At 53.5% G+C, this 18,193-nt stretch carries 23 protein-coding genes; 7 read left to right on the top strand and 16 right to left on the bottom strand.

Annotation, left to right across the window (positions count from 1 at the left end; genetic code table 11):
* Positions 1–139 precede the first annotated feature (139 nt).
* The 5 genes from LVJ83_RS00935 to LVJ83_RS00915 all read left to right on the top strand — a co-directional run bounded on the left by LVJ83_RS00935 (position 140) and on the right by LVJ83_RS00915 (position 2,864).
* Positions 140–700, top strand: a complete 561-nt coding sequence (locus LVJ83_RS00935) for a HupE/UreJ family protein (protein ID WP_244785416.1) — start codon at positions 140–142, stop codon at positions 698–700.
* A 15-nt stretch (positions 701–715) separates the two neighbouring features.
* On the top strand, positions 716–997 hold the full coding sequence (locus tag LVJ83_RS00930; protein WP_244785414.1) for a chorismate mutase: 282 nt from the start codon (positions 716–718) through the stop codon (positions 995–997).
* Between the two features lie 9 nt (positions 998–1,006).
* Positions 1,007–1,642: an urease accessory protein UreG gene (gene ureG / locus LVJ83_RS00925; protein WP_244785412.1), complete on the top strand. Its 636-nt coding sequence runs from the start codon at positions 1,007–1,009 to the stop codon at positions 1,640–1,642.
* A 54-nt stretch (positions 1,643–1,696) separates the two neighbouring features.
* Positions 1,697–2,494, top strand: a complete 798-nt coding sequence (locus LVJ83_RS00920) for an urease accessory protein UreD (RefSeq protein WP_244785410.1) — start codon at positions 1,697–1,699, stop codon at positions 2,492–2,494.
* A gap of 106 nt (positions 2,495–2,600) precedes the next feature.
* A complete protein-coding gene (locus tag LVJ83_RS00915) occupies positions 2,601–2,864 on the top strand; it encodes an acyl-CoA-binding protein (RefSeq protein ID WP_244785408.1) in 264 nt (87 codons plus the stop codon).
* A 238-nt stretch (positions 2,865–3,102) separates the two neighbouring features.
* Here the strand turns inward: LVJ83_RS00915 and cyaY are convergent, their stop codons facing one another.
* Positions 3,103–3,432 carry an iron donor protein CyaY gene (cyaY, locus tag LVJ83_RS00910; protein ID WP_244785406.1) on the bottom strand — a complete coding sequence of 110 codons (330 nt, stop codon included), beginning with the start codon at positions 3,430–3,432 and terminating at the stop codon, positions 3,103–3,105.
* Between the two features lie 75 nt (positions 3,433–3,507).
* On the opposite strand from cyaY, the gene lptM reads away from it, so the two are divergent.
* Entirely contained in the window at positions 3,508–3,672 is a 165-nt protein-coding gene (gene lptM, locus LVJ83_RS00905; RefSeq protein WP_244785404.1) for an LPS translocon maturation chaperone LptM, read from the top strand.
* Positions 3,672–4,898: a diaminopimelate decarboxylase gene (gene lysA / locus LVJ83_RS00900; RefSeq protein WP_244785402.1), complete on the top strand. Its 1,227-nt coding sequence runs from the start codon at positions 3,672–3,674 to the stop codon at positions 4,896–4,898. The genes lptM and lysA overlap by 1 nt, the downstream gene beginning before the upstream one ends.
* A gap of 260 nt (positions 4,899–5,158) precedes the next feature.
* On the opposite strand, the gene LVJ83_RS00895 is transcribed toward lysA, so the two are convergent.
* The 15 genes from LVJ83_RS00895 to LVJ83_RS00825 all read right to left on the bottom strand — a co-directional run bounded on the left by LVJ83_RS00895 (position 5,159) and on the right by LVJ83_RS00825 (position 18,168).
* Positions 5,159–5,317, bottom strand: coding sequence for a DUF1328 domain-containing protein (locus tag LVJ83_RS00895; RefSeq protein WP_244785400.1), 159 nt, complete (start codon positions 5,315–5,317; stop codon positions 5,159–5,161).
* Between the two features lie 156 nt (positions 5,318–5,473).
* Positions 5,474–6,568, bottom strand: coding sequence for an acyltransferase family protein (locus LVJ83_RS00890; RefSeq protein WP_244785398.1), 1,095 nt, complete (start codon positions 6,566–6,568; stop codon positions 5,474–5,476).
* Between the two features lie 913 nt (positions 6,569–7,481).
* Positions 7,482–7,700 carry a SlyX family protein gene (locus tag LVJ83_RS00885; protein WP_244785396.1) on the bottom strand — a complete coding sequence of 73 codons (219 nt, stop codon included), beginning with the start codon at positions 7,698–7,700 and terminating at the stop codon, positions 7,482–7,484.
* Between the two features lies 1 nt (position 7,701).
* Positions 7,702–9,048, bottom strand: a complete 1,347-nt coding sequence (locus LVJ83_RS00880; protein WP_244785394.1) for a Na+/H+ antiporter family protein — start codon at positions 9,046–9,048, stop codon at positions 7,702–7,704.
* A 75-nt stretch (positions 9,049–9,123) separates the two neighbouring features.
* On the bottom strand, positions 9,124–9,987 hold the full coding sequence (locus tag LVJ83_RS00875; protein ID WP_244785392.1) for a hypothetical protein: 864 nt from the start codon (positions 9,985–9,987) through the stop codon (positions 9,124–9,126).
* Between the two features lie 37 nt (positions 9,988–10,024).
* Positions 10,025–10,450, bottom strand: coding sequence for a F0F1 ATP synthase subunit epsilon (locus LVJ83_RS00870; RefSeq protein ID WP_244785390.1), 426 nt, complete (start codon positions 10,448–10,450; stop codon positions 10,025–10,027).
* Between the two features lie 10 nt (positions 10,451–10,460).
* Complete coding sequence (atpD, locus tag LVJ83_RS00865) at positions 10,461–11,858, bottom strand: F0F1 ATP synthase subunit beta (RefSeq protein WP_244785388.1); 1,398 nt, start codon at positions 11,856–11,858, stop codon at positions 10,461–10,463.
* A 36-nt stretch (positions 11,859–11,894) separates the two neighbouring features.
* Positions 11,895–12,770 (bottom strand): F0F1 ATP synthase subunit gamma, encoded by an 876-nt coding sequence (gene atpG, locus LVJ83_RS00860; RefSeq protein WP_244785386.1) that lies wholly within the window; start codon positions 12,768–12,770, stop codon positions 11,895–11,897.
* A 24-nt stretch (positions 12,771–12,794) separates the two neighbouring features.
* Positions 12,795–14,342, bottom strand: coding sequence for a F0F1 ATP synthase subunit alpha (gene atpA / locus LVJ83_RS00855; RefSeq protein WP_244785384.1), 1,548 nt, complete (start codon positions 14,340–14,342; stop codon positions 12,795–12,797).
* Between the two features lie 10 nt (positions 14,343–14,352).
* The gene (locus tag LVJ83_RS00850) at positions 14,353–14,886 is read right to left on the bottom strand and encodes a F0F1 ATP synthase subunit delta (protein WP_244785382.1); all 534 of its coding nucleotides are present in this window, start codon (positions 14,884–14,886) and stop codon (positions 14,353–14,355) included.
* Positions 14,887–14,890: 4 nt separating this feature from the next.
* Positions 14,891–15,361 (bottom strand): F0F1 ATP synthase subunit B, encoded by a 471-nt coding sequence (locus tag LVJ83_RS00845; RefSeq protein ID WP_244785380.1) that lies wholly within the window; start codon positions 15,359–15,361, stop codon positions 14,891–14,893.
* A 57-nt stretch (positions 15,362–15,418) separates the two neighbouring features.
* Complete coding sequence (gene atpE / locus LVJ83_RS00840) at positions 15,419–15,655, bottom strand: F0F1 ATP synthase subunit C (protein ID WP_009175074.1); 237 nt, start codon at positions 15,653–15,655, stop codon at positions 15,419–15,421.
* Positions 15,656–15,728: 73 nt separating this feature from the next.
* Positions 15,729–16,595, bottom strand: a complete 867-nt coding sequence (atpB, locus tag LVJ83_RS00835; RefSeq protein ID WP_244785378.1) for a F0F1 ATP synthase subunit A — start codon at positions 16,593–16,595, stop codon at positions 15,729–15,731.
* Positions 16,585–16,938, bottom strand: coding sequence for an ATP synthase subunit I (locus LVJ83_RS00830; protein ID WP_244785376.1), 354 nt, complete (start codon positions 16,936–16,938; stop codon positions 16,585–16,587). Before LVJ83_RS00830 ends, atpB begins: the two co-directional genes overlap by 11 nt.
* Before the next feature lie 369 nt (positions 16,939–17,307).
* Positions 17,308–18,168, bottom strand: coding sequence for a ParB/RepB/Spo0J family partition protein (locus LVJ83_RS00825; RefSeq protein ID WP_244785374.1), 861 nt, complete (start codon positions 18,166–18,168; stop codon positions 17,308–17,310).
* Positions 18,169–18,193 lie beyond the last annotated feature (25 nt).

The following is an 18,193-nucleotide window of genomic DNA, read 5'->3' as shown; positions in this document are numbered from 1 at the left end:
GACCCACCGGCCGGATAAACCGTTTCAGACGGCCTGACATCACCGATAAAACCGCAGCTTGAGATATTGGCTGCTACTATCAAACAGGCCGTCTGAAACCCAATCCACCCTCAACCCTAAACCCTAAAAGGAAATCCTGATGAAAAAACTGCTTACCTCTATCGCCCTTGCCGCCGCCCCTGCACTGGCACTTGCCCACCCCGGCCATGCCGACAGCGGCTTTTTAAGCGGTGCGCTGCACCCCGTCGGCGGCCTCGACCACATCCTCGCCATGCTGGCGGTGGGCTTATGGGCGGCTTCGTTTGCGGGTAAAGCACGTTGGGCGATTCCCGCCAGTTTCGTGGCCGTGATGACTTTGGGCTTTGCACTGGGCGCACAAGGCTTTGAACTGCCGCTGCTGGAAGCCGGCATTGCCGCTTCGGTGTTGGTCATCGGTTTGGCCGCCGCTTGGGCGGGGCGCATTCCCGCTGCGGCTGCCGCCGCCGTAGTCGGTGCGTTTGCCCTGTTTCACGGCGTGGCACACGGCGCAGAAATGCACGGCACTTCCGCCGCAGCCTATGCCGCAGGCTTTATCCTCACCACCGCATTGCTGCATGCGGCCGGCTTTTTTGCCGGTACGGCTTTGGGTAAAAACGTGTGGCTCAACCGCGCCGTCGGCAGCGCCATCGGCATGGTGGGCTTGGGTTTGCTGTTTGCTTAACGAAAGGCCGTCTGAATGGAAACCCTAACTGAAGTGCGGGCTGCAATTGATACGCTTGACCGCCGGCTGCTTGAGCTGTTGGCCAAACGGCAGCAGTTGGTGGAAGCTGCCGGCCGTCTGAAACCGCAAAACGACGCAGGGGCGGTTGCTGCGCCCGAACGTGTCGCCCAAATCATCGCCGCCCGCCGCCAACAGGCTGAGGCTGTCGGGTTGTCGCCCGATGTTGCCCAAGCTGTATGGCAAGCCATAACAGATGCGTTTATCCGCTTTGAAACCGAAGTCAACCAACAACAATAAGGAACCCTCATGCGCAACTACATCAAAATCGGCGTGGCGGGCCCGGTCGGTTCGGGCAAAACCGCCCTGATCGAACGCCTCACCCGCCAAATCGCCGCACAATACAGCGTGGCGGTGATTACCAACGATATTTACACTCAGGAAGATGCCGAATTTCTCACTAAAAACAGCCTGTTGCCGTCTGAAAGAATCATGGGCGTGGAAACCGGCGGCTGCCCGCATACGGCGATTCGTGAAGATGCCAGCATGAATCTGGAAGCGGTAGACGAAATGGCGGCACGTTTTCCCGATGTGGAAATCGTGTTTATCGAATCGGGCGGCGACAATTTATCGGCCACCTTCAGCCCCGACTTGGCCGATGTCACCATTTTTGTGATCGATGTGGCGCAAGGCGAGAAAATCCCGCGTAAAGGCGGCCCCGGCATCACCCGTTCCGACCTTTTGGTGATTAACAAAACCGACCTCGCCCCGCATGTGGGCGCCAGCCTCGAAGTGATGGAGCACGACGCCCGGCGTATGCGCGGCGGCCAGCCGTTTGTGTTCACCAACCTGATGAAAGACGAAAACCTCGATGCGGTTATCGGCTGGATTCAAAAATACGCGCTGCTGGAAAATACGGCAGAGCCGGCGGCATTAGTGCGTTAATCGTGATAAAGGCCGTCTGAAAACGATTCAGACGGCCTCTCCAATAAGGCTTTTATGCAATCCAGGCTCACCCTTTCCACCCACAAACGCGACGGCAACACCGTGTTGGGCGACTATTTCGCCACCCCGCCGCTGAAGCTGCTCACGCTGCCGCATCACGGCGACGGCGTGTTGCACGCGATGCAAATGTCTTCTTCACCCGGCTTGCTGGCGGGCGACCGCATCGATATCGGCATCACGCTGGCCGCCGACAGTGCGCTGCATCTTTCCACTCAGGCATTTACGCGTGTATTGAGTATGCACGCCGGGCAGCAGGCCGAGCAGCACCACATCATCAGCCAGGCCGAAGGCAGCTGCCTCACCTACCTGCCGCACCCGTTGGTGCTGCACGGCGGCAGCACGCTGGTGCAAACCACCCGCATTGATTTGGCCGACCGCTGCCGTTTGATTTACGGCGAAATCACTGCCGCCGGGCGCGTGCTCAATGGCGAAACCTTTGCTTTTGCACGATTTTCCTCGCAGTTGCACATCCGTCATCACGGCCGCCTGTTGGTACACGACAATATCTGCTGGCAGCCCGAGCTCCATCATCCGGCCGTATTGGGGCAGATGGAAGGCTACACCCACCAAGCCACCTTGTTTTATGCCGACACCAACCCCGACCGGCCTTTGAAAGCGCTGCTCGACCGGCTTTACCACAGCTTGTCCGAACAGTTTTCAGACGGCCTGCTCTGGGGCGCCAGCCTGGCCGCCGACAACATCATCTGCCTGCGTGCATTAGCCTGCCGCGCCGAGCTGTTGCAACAGCTTTTACAACAGGCTGCTGCCAGTTTGCAGACACAGGCCGTCTGAACGCCTGTTCCGGCCTTTCGAACAATCACTCCAATACTGCCTTTGCAGGCCGTCTGAAATCATGGTACAAATAAGCTCCAATAACCATAACCCGCAGGAGAAACCAATGAGCGATTTGAAACAACGCTTCGCACAGGCGCAAGAAGATGTGGTCAGCCTGGCCGAACGCCCCGATAACGCCACCTTGCTGAAGCTGTATGCTTTTTACAAACAAGCCACCGATGGCGATGCCGGCGGCGACAAACCCGGCATGTTCGACCTTGTGGCCAAGAAAAAATACGAAGCTTGGAGCGGCTTAAAAGGCATGGCTGCCGAAGAAGCGATGCAGGGCTATGTAGATGAAGTCGAGCGTTTGTTAAACGAAGAATAAACCTAATAAAGGCCGTCTGAAAAACAATTTTCATGCCCATGCACAAAAGTAACCCAACGGCGTTGGCTCACCTTGCCGTACGTATGTACGGTCTTTAGCTCGCCGCTCGGTTAGCTTACTTTTGTGAATGGGTTTCAGACGGCCTGAATACTTTGTATCCCTAAAAAAACAAACACCGGCGGCTTCAACCAGCCCGACCGGTGTTTGTGTTTGCATGGCAATCAACCGGCGTTCGGCATCAGGCGGGAAACCCGGCGACGGTCACCTTTTCACCGCAAGCCGCGCTCAGCGCCTCGTTCAACACCGCAAAAAATTCGCTGCCGTCGCGCGTGGCCAGCCAGCGGCCGTTTTGCTCGGCAAAATGATAGCCGCCGCTTTTGGCCGCAATCCACAATTCCTGATTGGGGGTGTGGCGGTTGACGATAATCTGGGTGCCGTCATCCGCTTCGATGGTGAGCACGTTGCCGGCAAGCTGGCAGTCCAAATCCCAACCGCCTTCGTCGATTTGGTCTTCAATATGGGCAAACAGCGCATCGGAATGTTGTAAAAATTCGCTTTCGGTCATCATGGCTTTGTGTATCCGGGCATTTTTGTTTAAGATACCGAATCTTGCCACATTCCTGCGCTTGAAGAAAGAATCAGCATGAAAACCACTGTATTTTTACTGGCCGCCGCCCTGGTTTTGAGCGGCTGCGGCTACAAGGGCGACCTTTATCTGCCCAAAGAAGACGACAAGGCCCGTTTCGGCGTCATCCAAACCGGCCTGCAATTCGAACCGAAAGAACCGACCAACCAAACGGAACAATAATGACCCGACCCCTGCATTGCGAAAATCTGCCCCTGACCGATTTGGCCGAGCAATTCGGCACGCCTTTATACGTTTACAGCCAAAATGCGCTCACCAAAGCATTTAGCGCCTACACCGACGCTTTTGCCGCGCAGCAGCCGCTGGTCTGCTACGCCGTGAAAGCCAACGGCAATCTGAGCATACTCAAGCATTTTGCCGCGCTGGGCAGCGGCTTCGACATTGTTTCCGGCGGCGAGCTGGCACGGGTGCTGGCGGCGGGTGGCGATGCCGGCAAAACCATTTTTTCGGGCGTGGGCAAGAGCGAAGCCGAAATCGAATTTGCGCTGGAGGCGGGCGTGTTGTGTTTCAACGTCGAATCGCTGCCGGAGCTCGACCGCATCAACGCTGTGGCTGCGCGGCTGGGCAAAACCGCACCCGTTTCGCTGCGCATCAACCCCGATGTCGACGCCAAAACCCATCCCTATATTTCCACCGGCCTTAAGGCCAACAAATTCGGCATTGCTTATGCCGATGCGCTTGATGCCTACCGCTATGCCGCTTCGTTAGGCCGTCTGAACATTGTCGGCATTGATTGCCATATCGGTTCGCAGCTGATTGATTTAAGCCCGCTGCAAGAAGCCTGCGAACGCATTTTGCTGCTGGTTGATCAGCTGGCGGCAGAAGGCATTGTGTTGCAACACATCGATCTGGGCGGCGGCGTCGGCATTATTTATCAAAACGAAAACCAGCCCGATCTGGCCGGCTACGCGGCAGCGGTGCAGCGCCTATTTGCCGGCCGCCCGCAAACACTGATACTGGAGCCCGGCCGCAGCCTGGTGGGCAATGCCGGCACCTTGCTCACCAAAGTCGAATTTGTGAAACACGGCGAAGAGAAAAATTTTGTGATTGTCGATGCGGCCATGAACGATTTGATGCGCCCGGCTTTATATGATGCCTATCATCATATCGAAGCCGTGGTGCCGAAAGCCATTCCCCCGTTCACCGCCGATATTGTCGGCCCGATTTGCGAAACCGGCGATTTTCTCGGCAAAGCCCGCACTCTCACCTGCGAAGCGGGCGACCTGCTCGCCATCCGCAGCGCCGGCGCCTACGCAGCCAGCATGGCCAGCAACTACAACACCCGCAACCGCGCCGCCGAAGTGTTGGTAAACGGCAGCAGCGTGCAGCAGATACGCCGGCGCGAAACCATTGAGCAGCAACTCGCCAACGAATCGGCCTGTCTGTAGGTGCTAGGGTGTCCGGACAATTCGATTTATGGGTGCTTTTTACCCCTGAAAACGCATCTGCTGCGTTAAAAAGCCTCGCAAGATGTCCAATCTTGCTGCGTTTTTTGCCTGGCATCTACATTTTCAGGAACAAAAATCCCCTCATAAACAAATTGTCCGGACACCCTAGGGTAAGCAACGGGTTTGCAAAAGCCACAGGCCGTCTGACAGCAACAATAAAACCACCCTGACAGGTGGTTTTTTTATCCTATTCCGATCCCTTAACGGCGGCGGCCGAAAATCATCGATACCACAGCCAAAATCAAAAAGCCGATAAACAGGATTTTGGCAATGCCCGCAGCGCTGCCGGCAATACCGCCAAAGCCGAAAATAGCGGCAATAATGGCTATAACAAAAAATACCACTGCATAATGTAACATAAGTCCTTCTCCTTCTTGTGGTTAATGGGACAGTTCATTTCTGCACTGCATTCTGAAGCTCGTGATGCAGACGGTTTTGAATATAACACAACCCGACGGTCTTAACAAACTCCCCCGCCCCTGCCCGCCCAACCTTGCTTTACGCCGTTGAAATGATTATTTCAATCCAAACATTCTTGCGGTCACACGATTGCTGCGCACCAACAGATAAATGCCGAACGACAAAATATAGGTGATGCTGCTGACCAGCAAAAAGTAGACCGTGCTGTTCAACCCCGGCACGTCCAGATAATAGGCCAATACAATCACCAGCGGATGGTGGAACAGGTAAATCACAATCGCCGAATTAACCAGAAATGCCGTGGTTTTGGAAAAGCGGAAATGCGCTTTCACAAAAAAAGCAAACAACAAACACGACACGGCAATGGCGGTGATATGCTGAATCATCACATTGCCGACACGCGCCAGCATCGAAGCGCTTTCCCGGTCAACGCCGATGCGCGCGGTCAGATAAGCCAGACCGGCAGCAGCAGCCAGCCCCGCTGCCATCATCACAGGCTTGCTTTGCACACGCGCACGCGCGTTTTCATCGGCATAAAGCCAATAGCCGATAAAGAAATAAATGCTGTAATAGAGCGTTTTTTCAACCACATAGCCATACACCTCATAAAACAGCGGGTAGCCGTCCATCGGGATGATGCGATTTAATACAAACTTCAAACCAAAGGGCAGCAGCGCGTAAAATACAAAAAAAGCCAGTTTCAGCGGCCATTTCCAAGCCAGAAAACGAGCCATCATTTTATCGATGGGCAGCAGGCACATCAGCGAAATCAGCATCAAGGTCAGCAAAAACCATGAATGCACAATAAAATTGCCCAAGCCGATATCCGCCCACGGCGTGATGCCGTGCGAGACCACAAAATACACTTCAAACGTATTGATCAGCGCAACCGAAGCCAGCAGCGGCACCAACACCCGTCTGATGCGCCCTTGCATAAAATATGACCGGTCTTTGCGGTAAAGCACCAGACAGGAAAAAAAACCGGCAATCAGAAAGAAGGCTTCCATGCGGAAAAAATGGGTGACATAAATCACTTGAAACAGCCCGTCGTTTTGATACAGCTTGCTGTTGTATGCCCACGGGTAAGGGCCGATAACGGCCACGCTGTGAATCAGCACCCCGATCAGCATCAACACCGAACGGAGCTGGTCGAGGCCATAATAATAAGTACGGTTGTTATCGGTATTCACTTGATCACTTCATCCTTATCAATCGGTTATCTGATGCATCGCGGCACCACCTCTCCCCATGTTGAAAAAATCATCCGGCGGTATTGCCATTTTAAAAAAAACAGCTTATGGCTTCGTGTTTGCTGTGTTTATAGATGGCAACATCCATTCCGCTGTGGTTTTCTAGGGTGTTCTGACGTTGTTAACGGGGAGATTTTTGCTCCCGAAAATGCAAAGCCGGGCAATCTTCGCTGTGCGCACACCGCTCAGACAGCCGGCGCTCATCAAAAAATCACTTTTAGGTTTCAGACGGCCTGACCGTTATTCAAGCCTCGCAGCTTGCGCCCCTCCCTAACTTTCTCCCACAGAAGAGGCAAGTCGGTTGCCGTTGTTCTTGCCGTTGCGAATTTTGGCCGGCGTTTGTTTTTATTGCCAATCTCACCGCTTCAGCAACCTGGCTCATCCTAACCATTCAGCATTCTTCAGATTTTTTGTGATGAAAGCACATGCCGGGCAAAAAACGCAGCAAGATCGAGCCATCTTGCGAGGTTTTTTAACGCAACCGATGTATTTTCAGAGGCAAAATACACCCGTAAATCGACACATCAGGACACCCTAGAGCTCGCCCCAATCCCGCACAATATCGGTTTTGAGTGCCCTTTGCCCTTTTCGTTCGACAGCCAAGCGTTTATTTAACACCCGTTCGCCGTAAACCTCTGCCGGAAAAGGATAAAGCAACAAAAAAGCAGCCTGAAAGGCTGCTTATACCCATTCACAAAAATAACCTAACAGCGTTGGCTCGCCTTGCCGTACTATTTGTACTGTCTTCGGCTCGCCGCCTTGTTAGCTTACTTTTGTGAATGGGTATTAAACAAATCATGCTGCACCTGTCGGCGGTGCAAACGGATTTTCGGGCTGTTCATCCACCCTAAAACTAATAATGCGGCGGCACATCATCGGCCGGCTGATGAGCGCCGGCTTCCGCGCCCGGGCTGCGGTCCTGTATCCGCTGATACAGCAAGCGCAGCTGCGCCTGCTGCAAATCAAGTGTTTGCTGCATTTTGGCGACGGTATCGTTCAGACTGCCGATTAAATCTTCCTGCAAGGCCGTCTGAATTTCCAGCTCGACAATACGCGCTTCCAAGCCGTCCATATCAAAGCACCATCGCCGCAATCCAGCCGGACACCATCAGCGGCAGATTGTAATGCAGAAACGTCGGCACCACCGTGTCGCGCATATGATCGTGCTGGCCGTCGATATTCAAACCGGCCGTGGGGCCCAGAGTAGAATCTGAGGCCGGCGAACCGGCATCGCCCAAAGCCCCGGCCGTGCCGATAATCGCTACTGTGGCCATGGGTGAAAACCCCATACCGATACACAGCGGCACATAAATCGCGGCAATAATCGGCAAGGTTGAAAAAGAGCTACCGATGCCCATTGTGACCAGCAAACCCACCAGCAACATCACCAAAGCCGCCATGCCTTTGCTGCCGGCAAACATTTCGGCAGACGCGGTAACCAAGGGCTCAATCTGGCCGGTGGCTTTCATCACTTCGGCAAAACCCTGCGCGGTAATCATGATAAAGCCGATCATCGCCATCATTTTGACACCATTGTTAAACACGGCATCGGCTTCGCCCCAACGCACGACGCCCAGCGCCATAAATACGGCAAACCCCACCATCGCGCCCAACAGCAGCGAATCGGCCCACAGCTGCACGGCAAATGAAACCACAATGGCCAACAGCGCCACCGTGCTGCGGTAGGCCGAGATTTTCGGCTGCTTGACCGCATGCAGGTTTGCCGCTTCGTCTGCCGCGGTATTTTGATACAGCCGCGGGGCGCGGTAGCTGACAAATACCGCAATCAGCAGCCCGGCCACCATGCCCAGCGCCGGAATGGTCATGGCGCTCATCACATTGATGTTTTCCACATTGAGCCCGGATTTATTGATATTGCCGATCAAAATCTGCTTCAGAAAAATTTCGCCGAAACCATAAGGCAGCCACATATAAGTGGTCACCAAACCGAAAGTCATCACACAGGCAAGCAGGCGGCGGTCGATCTGCATGCGGTTGAATACCAGCAGCAGCGGCGGAATAATCAGCGGGATAAAAGCAATGTGAATCGGAATCAGGTTTTGGCTCATGATGCTCATGGCCAGCAAAGCCAGCAACAGCCCCCAGCGCACCCAATTAACGCCGCCCGGCACCTGATCGCGCACATGGCGGTTGTCGAGTTTGCGGATAACCGCATTGGCCAGCGTTTGCGGCAGGCCCGAATGGGCGATGGCCACGGCAAACGCGCCCAGCATGGCATAAGACAAGGCGATTTGTGCGCCGTTGGCCAAACCGGTTTGAAACACTTCCATGGTTTTACCCAAACCCAAACCGCCCATCAGGCCGCCGGCCAAAGCGCCGAGCAGCAAACTGAGCACCACATGCACCCGCGCCAGCGACAAACCCAACATCACAACCACGGCGATGACTACTGCATTCATAATGTCTCCAAAAATTGAACAGCTGCCGTTTCCGGCCGCCGGCAACCCGGCACACCAACCCGGCAGCATACTTTGTTAGCCGACAAAATAAATATCATAACCTAACATGATTTTACATGCCAGTTTATTTGTCGATTTCTGAAGGTTTGGCCGTCTGAAGGTTTGGCCGTCTGAAGGTTTGGCCGTCTGAAGGTTTGGCCGTCTGAAGGTTTGGCCGTCTGAAGGTTTGGCCGTCTGAAGGTTTGGCCGTCTGAAGGTTTGGCCGTCTGAAGGTTTGGCCGTCTGAAGGTTTGGCCGTCTGAAGGTTTGGCCGTCTGAAGGTTTGGCCGTCTGAAGGTTTGGCCGTCTGAAGGTTTGGCCGTCTGAAGGTTTGGCCGTCTGAAGGTTTGGCCGTCTGAAGGTTTGGCCGTCTGAAGGTTTGGCCGTCTGAAGGTTTGGCCGTCTGAAGGTTTGGCCGTCTGAAGGTTTGGCCGTCTGAAGGTTTGGCCGTCTGAAGGTTTGGCCGTCTGAAGGTTTGGCCGTCTGAAGGTTTGGCCGTCTGAAGGTTTGGCCGTCTGAAGGTTTGGCCGTCTGAAGGTTTGGCCGTCTGAAGGTTTGGCCGTCTGAAGGTTTGGCCGTCTGAAGGTTTGGCCGTCTGAAGGTTTGGCCGTCTGAAGGTTTGGCCGTCTGAAGGTTTGGCCGTCTGAAGGTTTGGCCGTCTGAAGGTTTGGCCGTCTGAAGGTTTGGCCGTCTGAAGGTTTGGCCGTCTGAAGGTTTGGCCGTCTGAAGGTTTGGCCGTCTGAAGGTTTGGCCGTCTGAAGGTTTGGCCGTCTGAAGGTTTGGCCGTCTGAAGGTTTGGCCGTCTGAAGGTTTGGCCGTCTGAAGGTTTGGCCGTCTGAAGGTTTGGCCGTCTGAAAACGCGCGATGCTTGTTTTCAGACGGCCTATTCAAAAAAAGCACGGCCTGCGCCGTGCTTTCGTATCGTAAGGCAAATACCTTATTTGTTTTTTTGTCCGCGAATATAATCCAGCGTTTTGAGTTGGGCAATCGCTGCGGCCAAAGCGGCATGCGCTTTTGCCAGCGATTCGTCGTCTTGCGCTTGGGAAATACGGGCTTCGGCAGCTTTCTTGGCTTCTTCGGCACGCGCCTCATCCATCTCGCTGCTGCGCACGGCCACATCGGCCAGCACGGTCAACTTGTCGGGCTGTACTTCCAAGAGGCCGCCTGAAACGGCTACCAGTATTTCTTCAGCTTCGCCCGGCACGGTCAAACGCAATGCACCCGGGCGCACCAAACTCATAATCGGCTCATGTCGCGGGTAAATACCGAGCTCACCGCTTTGGGTCGGCACCACGACAAAGCTGGCTTCACCCGAATAGATGTTTTGCTCGTTACTCACCACTTCAACTTGCATGACACTCATGCCGGCCTCCTTAGTTTACGGTTTTGGCTTTCTCTACGGCTTCTTCGATACCGCCAACCATATAGAACGCCTGCTCCGGCAAGTGGTCGTATTCACCGCTCAAAATCGCTTTAAAACCGGCGATGGTATCGCGCAGTGAAACGTATTTGCCCGGCGAGCCGGTAAATACTTCGGCCACGTGGAACGGTTGTGACAGGAAGCGTTGGATTTTACGTGCGCGCATCACAGTCAGTTTGTCTTCATCAGACAATTCGTCCATACCCAGAATGGCGATAATATCACGCAATTCTTTGTATTTTTGCAGGGTAGACTGCACGCCGCGCGCCACGTCGTAATGCTCTTGACCCAATACCAGCGGATCAAGCTGACGTGAAGTCGAATCCAGCGGATCCACAGCCGGATAGATACCCAATGAGGCAATATCGCGGCTCAATACCACGGTTGCATCCAAGTGGGCGAAGGTGGTGGCGGGCGAGGGGTCGGTCAAGTCATCCGCAGGCACGTATACGGCTTGAATAGACGTAATCGAACCGGTTTGGGTGGAGGTAATACGCTCTTGCAAGCGACCCATTTCTTCGGCCAAAGTCGGTTGGTAGCCCACGGCTGAAGGCATACGGCCCAACAGTGCGGATACTTCGGTACCGGCCAGGGTGTAGCGGTAGATGTTGTCTACAAAGAACAACACATCGCGGCCTTTGCCGTTTTCGTCTTTTTCATCACGGAAGTATTCGGCCATGGTCAAACCGGTCAGTGCAACACGCAAACGGTTGCCCGGCGGTTCGTTCATCTGGCCGTATACCATCGCCACTTTGTCCAACACGTTGGAATCTTTCATCTCGTGGTAAAAGTCGTTACCTTCGCGGGTACGCTCGCCCACACCGGCAAACACAGACAAACCGCTGTGCGCTTTGGCGATGTTGTTGATCAATTCCATCATGTTAACGGTTTTGCCTACGCCGGCACCGCCGAACAGGCCTACTTTACCGCCTTTTGCAAACGGACACAGCAAGTCGATAACTTTGATGCCGGTTTCCAACAGCTCGGTAGCAGCAGACAGTTCGTCGAATTTCGGCGCAGTTTGGTGGATGGCACGGCTGTTTGCCGCACCGACCGGGCCGGCTTCGTCAACCGGGTTGCCCAATACGTCCATAATACGGCCGAGTGTTTCTTGACCTACCGGCACGGTAATCGGTGCACCGGTGTTGGTTACCGCCATACCGCGCTTGAGGCCGTCTGAACTGCCCATTGCAATGGTACGCACCACGCCGTCACCCAAAAGCTGTTGCACTTCCAGGGTCAGATCGTTGTCGACCAATTTCAGGGCGTCATACACGTGCGGCAAGGTGTCGCGGGGAAATTCCACGTCAACAACCGCACCAATGATTTGTACGATTTTGCCTTGGCTCATTATCGTATCCTATTTTAACGTGCAGAAACCGCAGCCTTAAACGGCTGCCGCACCTGCCACAATTTCTGACAACTCTGTGGTAATCGCGGCTTGACGCGATTTGTTGTAGACCAGGCGCAATTCTTTGATGGCATTGCCGGCGTTATCGGTAGCGGCTTTCATTGCTACCATACGCGCGGCTTGTTCGGATGCCATATTGTCGCTCAAGGCCTGATAAACCACAGACTCTAAATAACGGCGGACTAAGTATTCCAGTACAGCGGCGGGGCTGGGCTCATATTGATAATCCCAACTGTAGTCGCTGCTTTCGCTGACGCCTTCCAACGCATTTTCACCAATCGGCAATAAAGTTTCCAAGCGCGGCTCTTGGCGCATGGTATTGACGAAGCCGGAGTAAACCATATGAATGGCATCCAACTGGTGTTTTTCATAACGTTGGAAAATCTCGGTCAATGCGCCCAGCAGCAATTCCATTCTGGGCGTATCGCCCAAATTGGTTACACTGGCAATCACATTCAAACCGATGCGCTGGCAGGCAGCCAAACCTTTGCTGCCCAAACACACCACTTCCACTTCAATACCCTGATCTTGATATTCCTGAACCTGCGCCAAGAATTTTTTCAAAACATTGGCATTCAGGCCACCGCACAAACCTTTATCGGTGGTAATCAGAATGAAGCCGGCGCGTCGGATGCCGCGGTGCGGCTCCAACAGTTTTATGCCGTGGTCGGAGTGGGTCTGAGCCAGATGGCTCATAACCAAACGCACTTTTTCAGCATACGGACGCGCAAGGCGCATCCGCTCTTGAGTCTTCCGCATCTTAGAGGTTGACACCATCTGCATCGCTTTAGTGATCTTTTGGGTATTCTGAACACTGCGGATTTTGGTGAGAATCTCTTTTCCTACTGCCATTTCAGACTCCTTTTATCCAGATACTTACGCTTGGTAGCTGTAAGAAGATTTAAAGGATTTCATGGCTTCGGCCAACGCTTGCTCATTCTCGTCAGACATCGCACCTGAGGCGTTAATCGCATCCAAAACAGCGGGCTGCTGGGTGCGGACATGGCTCAGAAACTCAGCTTCAAAGGCCAGCGCTTTCGAAACCGGCACATCTTCGTAAGAACCATTATTGATGGCCCACAGGGTCAATGCCATTTCTGCGGTGTTGAGGGTGCTGAATTGTTTTTGTTTCATCAATTCGGTAACCACTTCACCGTGTTGCAACTGCTTGCGGGTAGCTTCGTCCAAATCGGAGGCAAATTGTGAGAACGCCGCCAATTCGCGATATTGAGCCAATGCCAAACGGATACCGCCGCCGAGCTTTTTAATCACTTTGGTTTGCGCCGCACCACCTACGCGCGATACGGAAATACCGGCGTTGATTGCGGGGCGGATACCGGAGTTGAACAGGTCGGTTTCCAAGAAGATTTGGCCGTCGGTAATCGAAATCACGTTGGTCGGCACGAATGCGGAAACGTCACCTGCTTGGGTTTCGATAATCGGCAAAGCGGTTAATGAGCCGGTTTTGCCTTTTACTTCGCCGTTGGTCAGTTTTTCCACTTCATCGGTATTGATGCGGGCAGCACGTTCCAGCAAGCGGCTGTGCAGGTAAAACACATCGCCGGGGTAAGCTTCGCGACCGGGCGGGCGGCGCAGCAACAGGGAAATCTGACGGTAGGCTACGGCTTGTTTAGACAAATCGTCATAGACAATCAGGGCATCTTCGCCGCGGTCGCGGAAGAATTCGCCCATGGTGCAGCCTGCATACGGTGCGATAAATTGCAGCGCCGCCGCTTCAGAGGCGGTAGCGGCTACCACAATGGTATGCGCCATTGCGCCGTGTTCTTCCAACTTGCGTACTACGTTGGCGATAGAAGACGCTTTCTGACCCACTGCCACATAGATACAAATCACACCGGTGTCTTTTTGATTCACAATAGCATCCAATGCTACTGCTGTTTTACCGGTTTGGCGGTCACCGATGATCAGCTCACGCTGACCGCGGCCGATCGGCACCATCGAATCAATGGCTTTCAAACCGGTTTGCATCGGCTGGTCTACTGATTGACGCGCAATCACACCGGGAGCGATTTTTTCAATCGGCGCAGTCAGCGCGGTATTCACCGGGCCTTTGCCGTCAATCGGGCGCCCCAGCGCATCCACCACGCGGCCGACCAGCTCACGGCCGATCGGCACTTCCAAAATGCGGCCGGTACATGTAACGGTATCGCCTTCTTTAATGTGTTCGTATTCACCCAACACAACGGCGCCAACGGAGTCTCGCTCCAAGTTCATGGCCAAACCGAATGTGTTGCCGGGGAATTCGAGCATTTCACCTTGCATTACGTCTGACAAGCCGTGCACGCGAACAATGCCATCGGTTACAGAAATCACGGTACCACGGGTACGGACTTCGGCATCTACCGACAGGTTCTCGATTTTGGCTTTAATCAAATCGCTAATTTCAGCAGGATTAAGCTGCATGAAAACTCTCCTAATTTGTCATAGCCGCATACAGGGCGTTTAATTTGCCTTGCAACGACAAGTCCAATACCTGATCACCAATCTCCACTTTCACACCGCCTATCAGCTCAGAGTCCACACGGGTGGTTACCTCCAGGCTGGTACCGAAGCGCTGTTGCAGCTCGGCCGTCAAATCGGCCAGCTGCGCTTCTGTAAGCGCGTAAGCGCTATGGATAACGGCTCGCTGGGTATGATTCAATGCCAGGGTCAAGTCTTGGTATTGTGCATAAATTTCAGGCAAAACCTGCAAACGCTTCTGCTCTGCCAACACCGATACGAAATTTTGCAATTCTGCATCGCTCACACCGACTATTTCAGTCAATAAGCCGGCTTTTTGGGCAGAAGTGGTTTCAGGCTGTTCGATCAGCGTAGCCACTTTCGGTTGCTGCACTGCTGCTGCCAGTTGTTTCAGTCCGCCCAACCAAGACTCAATTTGGTTTTTCTCTTGCGCCAGACCGAACAATGCTTTTGCATAAGGTCTGGCAATGGTTGCGAACTCAGCCATAAGATTACAGCTCCTGTTTCAGGGCGCTGAGCATTTGTGCGTGTTTATCAGCATTGACTTCGCTGCGCAAAATAGACTCTGCACCTTTTACCGCCAAAGCAGCCACTTGTTCACGCAAAGCTTCGCGGGCGCGATTGGCTTCTTGTTCTACGTCGGCTTTGGCTTGCGCCGTAATACGGGCAGCTTCGCTGGAGGCCTGTGTTTTGGCATCTTCAACGATTTGGGCTGCACGTTTCTCTGCATTGGCTACCATTTCAGTAACCTGATTACGTCCTTCGGCTAAGAGTTCTGCAACACGCTTTTCTGCCTGCTCAAAATCGTTTTTACCGCGCTCGGCCGCAGCCAAGCCTTCGGCGATTTTGTCGGCGCGCTCGTCAAGCGCTTTTGCAATCGGGGGCCACACAAACTTCATGGTGAACCACACCAAAATGAAAAAGACGATTAACTGCGCAAATAGGGTTGCATTTAAATTCACTTTACTTAACCTTCGTATTAGGGTTAATCAAACAAACGACTTTTCGTTTGGTTAGACTTAGCCTGCAAACGGGTTAACGAAAGCGAACAGCAGGGCAATGGCCACACCAATCAGGAAAGCCGCATCGATCAGGCCGGCAATCAGGAACAGTTTGGTTTGCAGCGGGCCGATCAGCTCAGGTTGACGGGCTGAAGATTCCAGATATTTGGAACCGACCATACCGATACCGATGGCAGCACCCATCGCACCAAAAGCGACGATCAAACCACAAGCGATAGCAATTAAACCACCCATTTCAAAACTCCTTAAATTAAAAACAAAGGTTAAAGAACTACAGTTAAAAACAAACTACCAAACTACATAAAACTTAGTGATGATCATGCGCCTGGCCGATGTATACGAACGCTAGCGCCATGAAAATAAAGGCTTGCAGGGTAATAATCAGAATATGGAAAATCGCCCACGCCACACCTGCCAGAATATGCAGGACAAACAAAATCGGATCCATCACACCGATGCTGCCCGAGGCCGCCCATGCGCCGCCCAAAAGGGCAATCAGCAGAAACACCAGCTCACCGGCATACATATTACCGAATAACCGCATACCGTGCGAAACGGTTTTCGACAGAAATTCAAGGATATTCATGATAAAGTTGAACGGTGCCATAATCGGCCCGAAGGGGGCGCTGAACATTTCATGCATCCACCCGCCCAGGCCTTTGATTTTAACGCTGTAATACAAGCAGATCAGCAATACGCCGATGGCCAGCGCCAGCGAGGTATTCAAGTCGGCAGTCGGCACCACCCGCAGCAAAGCGTGGTGATCGCCGGTCACCGCCTGCCAAGTCATCGGCAGCAGGTCAACCGGCAGCAAATCCATCGCATTCATCAGAAAAATCCACACAAACACGGTCAGACCCAACGGGGCTACCGCCTTGCGCGACTGCTCGTTGTGTACGATGCCTTTACACATATCGTCCACAAATTCAAACAATAATTCGACTGCCGCCTGAAAACGGCCGGGCACACCCGCAGTTGCTTTGCGGGCTGCGCGCCACAGCAGAAAGCTGCCTAATGCGCCCAACAATACGGCAAAGAAAACCGCATCGAGGTTGATATAGGAAAAATCAGCGATGTTTTTCAGGCCTTGGCCCTGGGTTACGTCCGACAGACTGGTCAAGCTTTGTAAGTGGTGCTTGATGTAGTCGGCAGCGGTCATTGCTTCACTTGCCATAATGTTGAACTCTCAAAAATGCTAAAAAAACCAGATGACTGACTGCAAACAACCCCAGCAAAAAGGGGATAAATGCCAGCGACTGATGCCAAATCAAAAATACCGCCAGCATCAGCAGCAACGACAGTGCTACTTTTAAACCTTCTCCAATCAAGAAGCCTTTACCCGCCATAGCAGGGTGGGGCTTGAAAAGCCTTAAAAGCAATACCGCCGCAGCCGAGGGCAGCAAATAACACAACCCGCCGGCCAGAGCCGACCACAATCCGTTGATGCCGCTCAATAAAGCACCGATGAGGGCGGCCACTGCCAACGCTACCGACTGTAATAACAAAATTTTTTTCATACAACACGCAGCTACAAGGCAATATAGGCGGGGCTACTATAATGAAGAAGCTTTTACACGTCAAGCCAATTTGTTAATCTTTGTGAATGCTGAAATGTGCCTGCGCCGAGCCTGGTTTAGACTGGCTGTATCTGCCGGCGCCTGTACCGGCAGCGAAAAAGCTGCTAAGCACCCGGCCGGCCGCATATTCCGTCTTGCTATTTTGGGACTACATACTACTACACAATTTAAAAAATTAAACAGCAGATTATGGCCTGATAAGTTTATATTCTGCTCCGTTTTGTATAAATTTGCATGATTTATATCAAAAACCCGGGCCGTCTGAAAACAGCCGTTTCAGGCGGCCTTTGCTGCGAAAGCAGGCGGGCTTCAATATTCGCCTGCAACGCCCAACTGCTTCAGCAGGTTTTCCAACGTTTCCGGACTGTCGAAATGCAGCACGATTCTGCCTTTTTTCTGATTGCCGGTTTGGATTTCGGCATTCACGCCCAGTTTTTCCGTGAGCGCCTCATTCAGTCGGCGGATATCGGGCGACACCGGTTTGGGCACACTGTCGCTTTTGCCTTGCTGCGCCATCTGGCTGCGCCGTTCCACTTCGCGCACCGACCAACCGTTTTTCACTGCTTTTTGCGCCAAAGTCAGTTGCGCCACCACCGGCAGCGTGAGCAGCGCACGGGCATGGCCCATTTCCAAACGGCGCTGATAGAGCATATCTTGCACAGGCTCGGGCAGGGCGAGCAGGCGCAGGCTGTTGGAAATGGCGCTGCGGCTTTTGCCCACCGCTTTGGCGATGGTTTCGTGGGTGAGGCTGAATTCATCGGCCAAGCGCTTGAGGCCGCGGGCTTCTTCGATGGGGTTGAGGTTTTCGCGTTGCAGGTTTTCAATCAAACCCATCGCCAGCGCGGCTTCATCGTTGATGCTTTTAATCACTACCGGAATTTCGGTCAAACCGGCCAGCTGGCTGGCACGCCAACGGCGCTCGCCGGCAATCAGCTCGTATTGCGACAACCCGCGCTCGCGCACAATCACCGGCTGAATCACACCTTGCGCTTTAATCGATTCGGCCAATTCCTGCAAGGCTTCGTCGTCTATCTGCACACGCGGCTGGTAGCGGCCGGGCTGGATGTCGCCGACAGCCACACTGGTCAGGCGATCGCTCTCACCGCCGGCAATGCTGTTGGAAATCAGAGAGTCTAAACCGCGACCTAAGCCGCCTTTGGGTTTTGCCATGTTTGTTCCTTTTCAGACGGCATAT

It is taken from the genome of Uruburuella testudinis (assembly GCF_022870865.1).
Lineage (GTDB): Bacteria > Pseudomonadota > Gammaproteobacteria > Burkholderiales > Neisseriaceae > Neisseria > Neisseria testudinis.
Note: the sequence above shows the minus strand (reverse complement) of the source record. Positions and strands in the feature narration are given on the sequence as shown.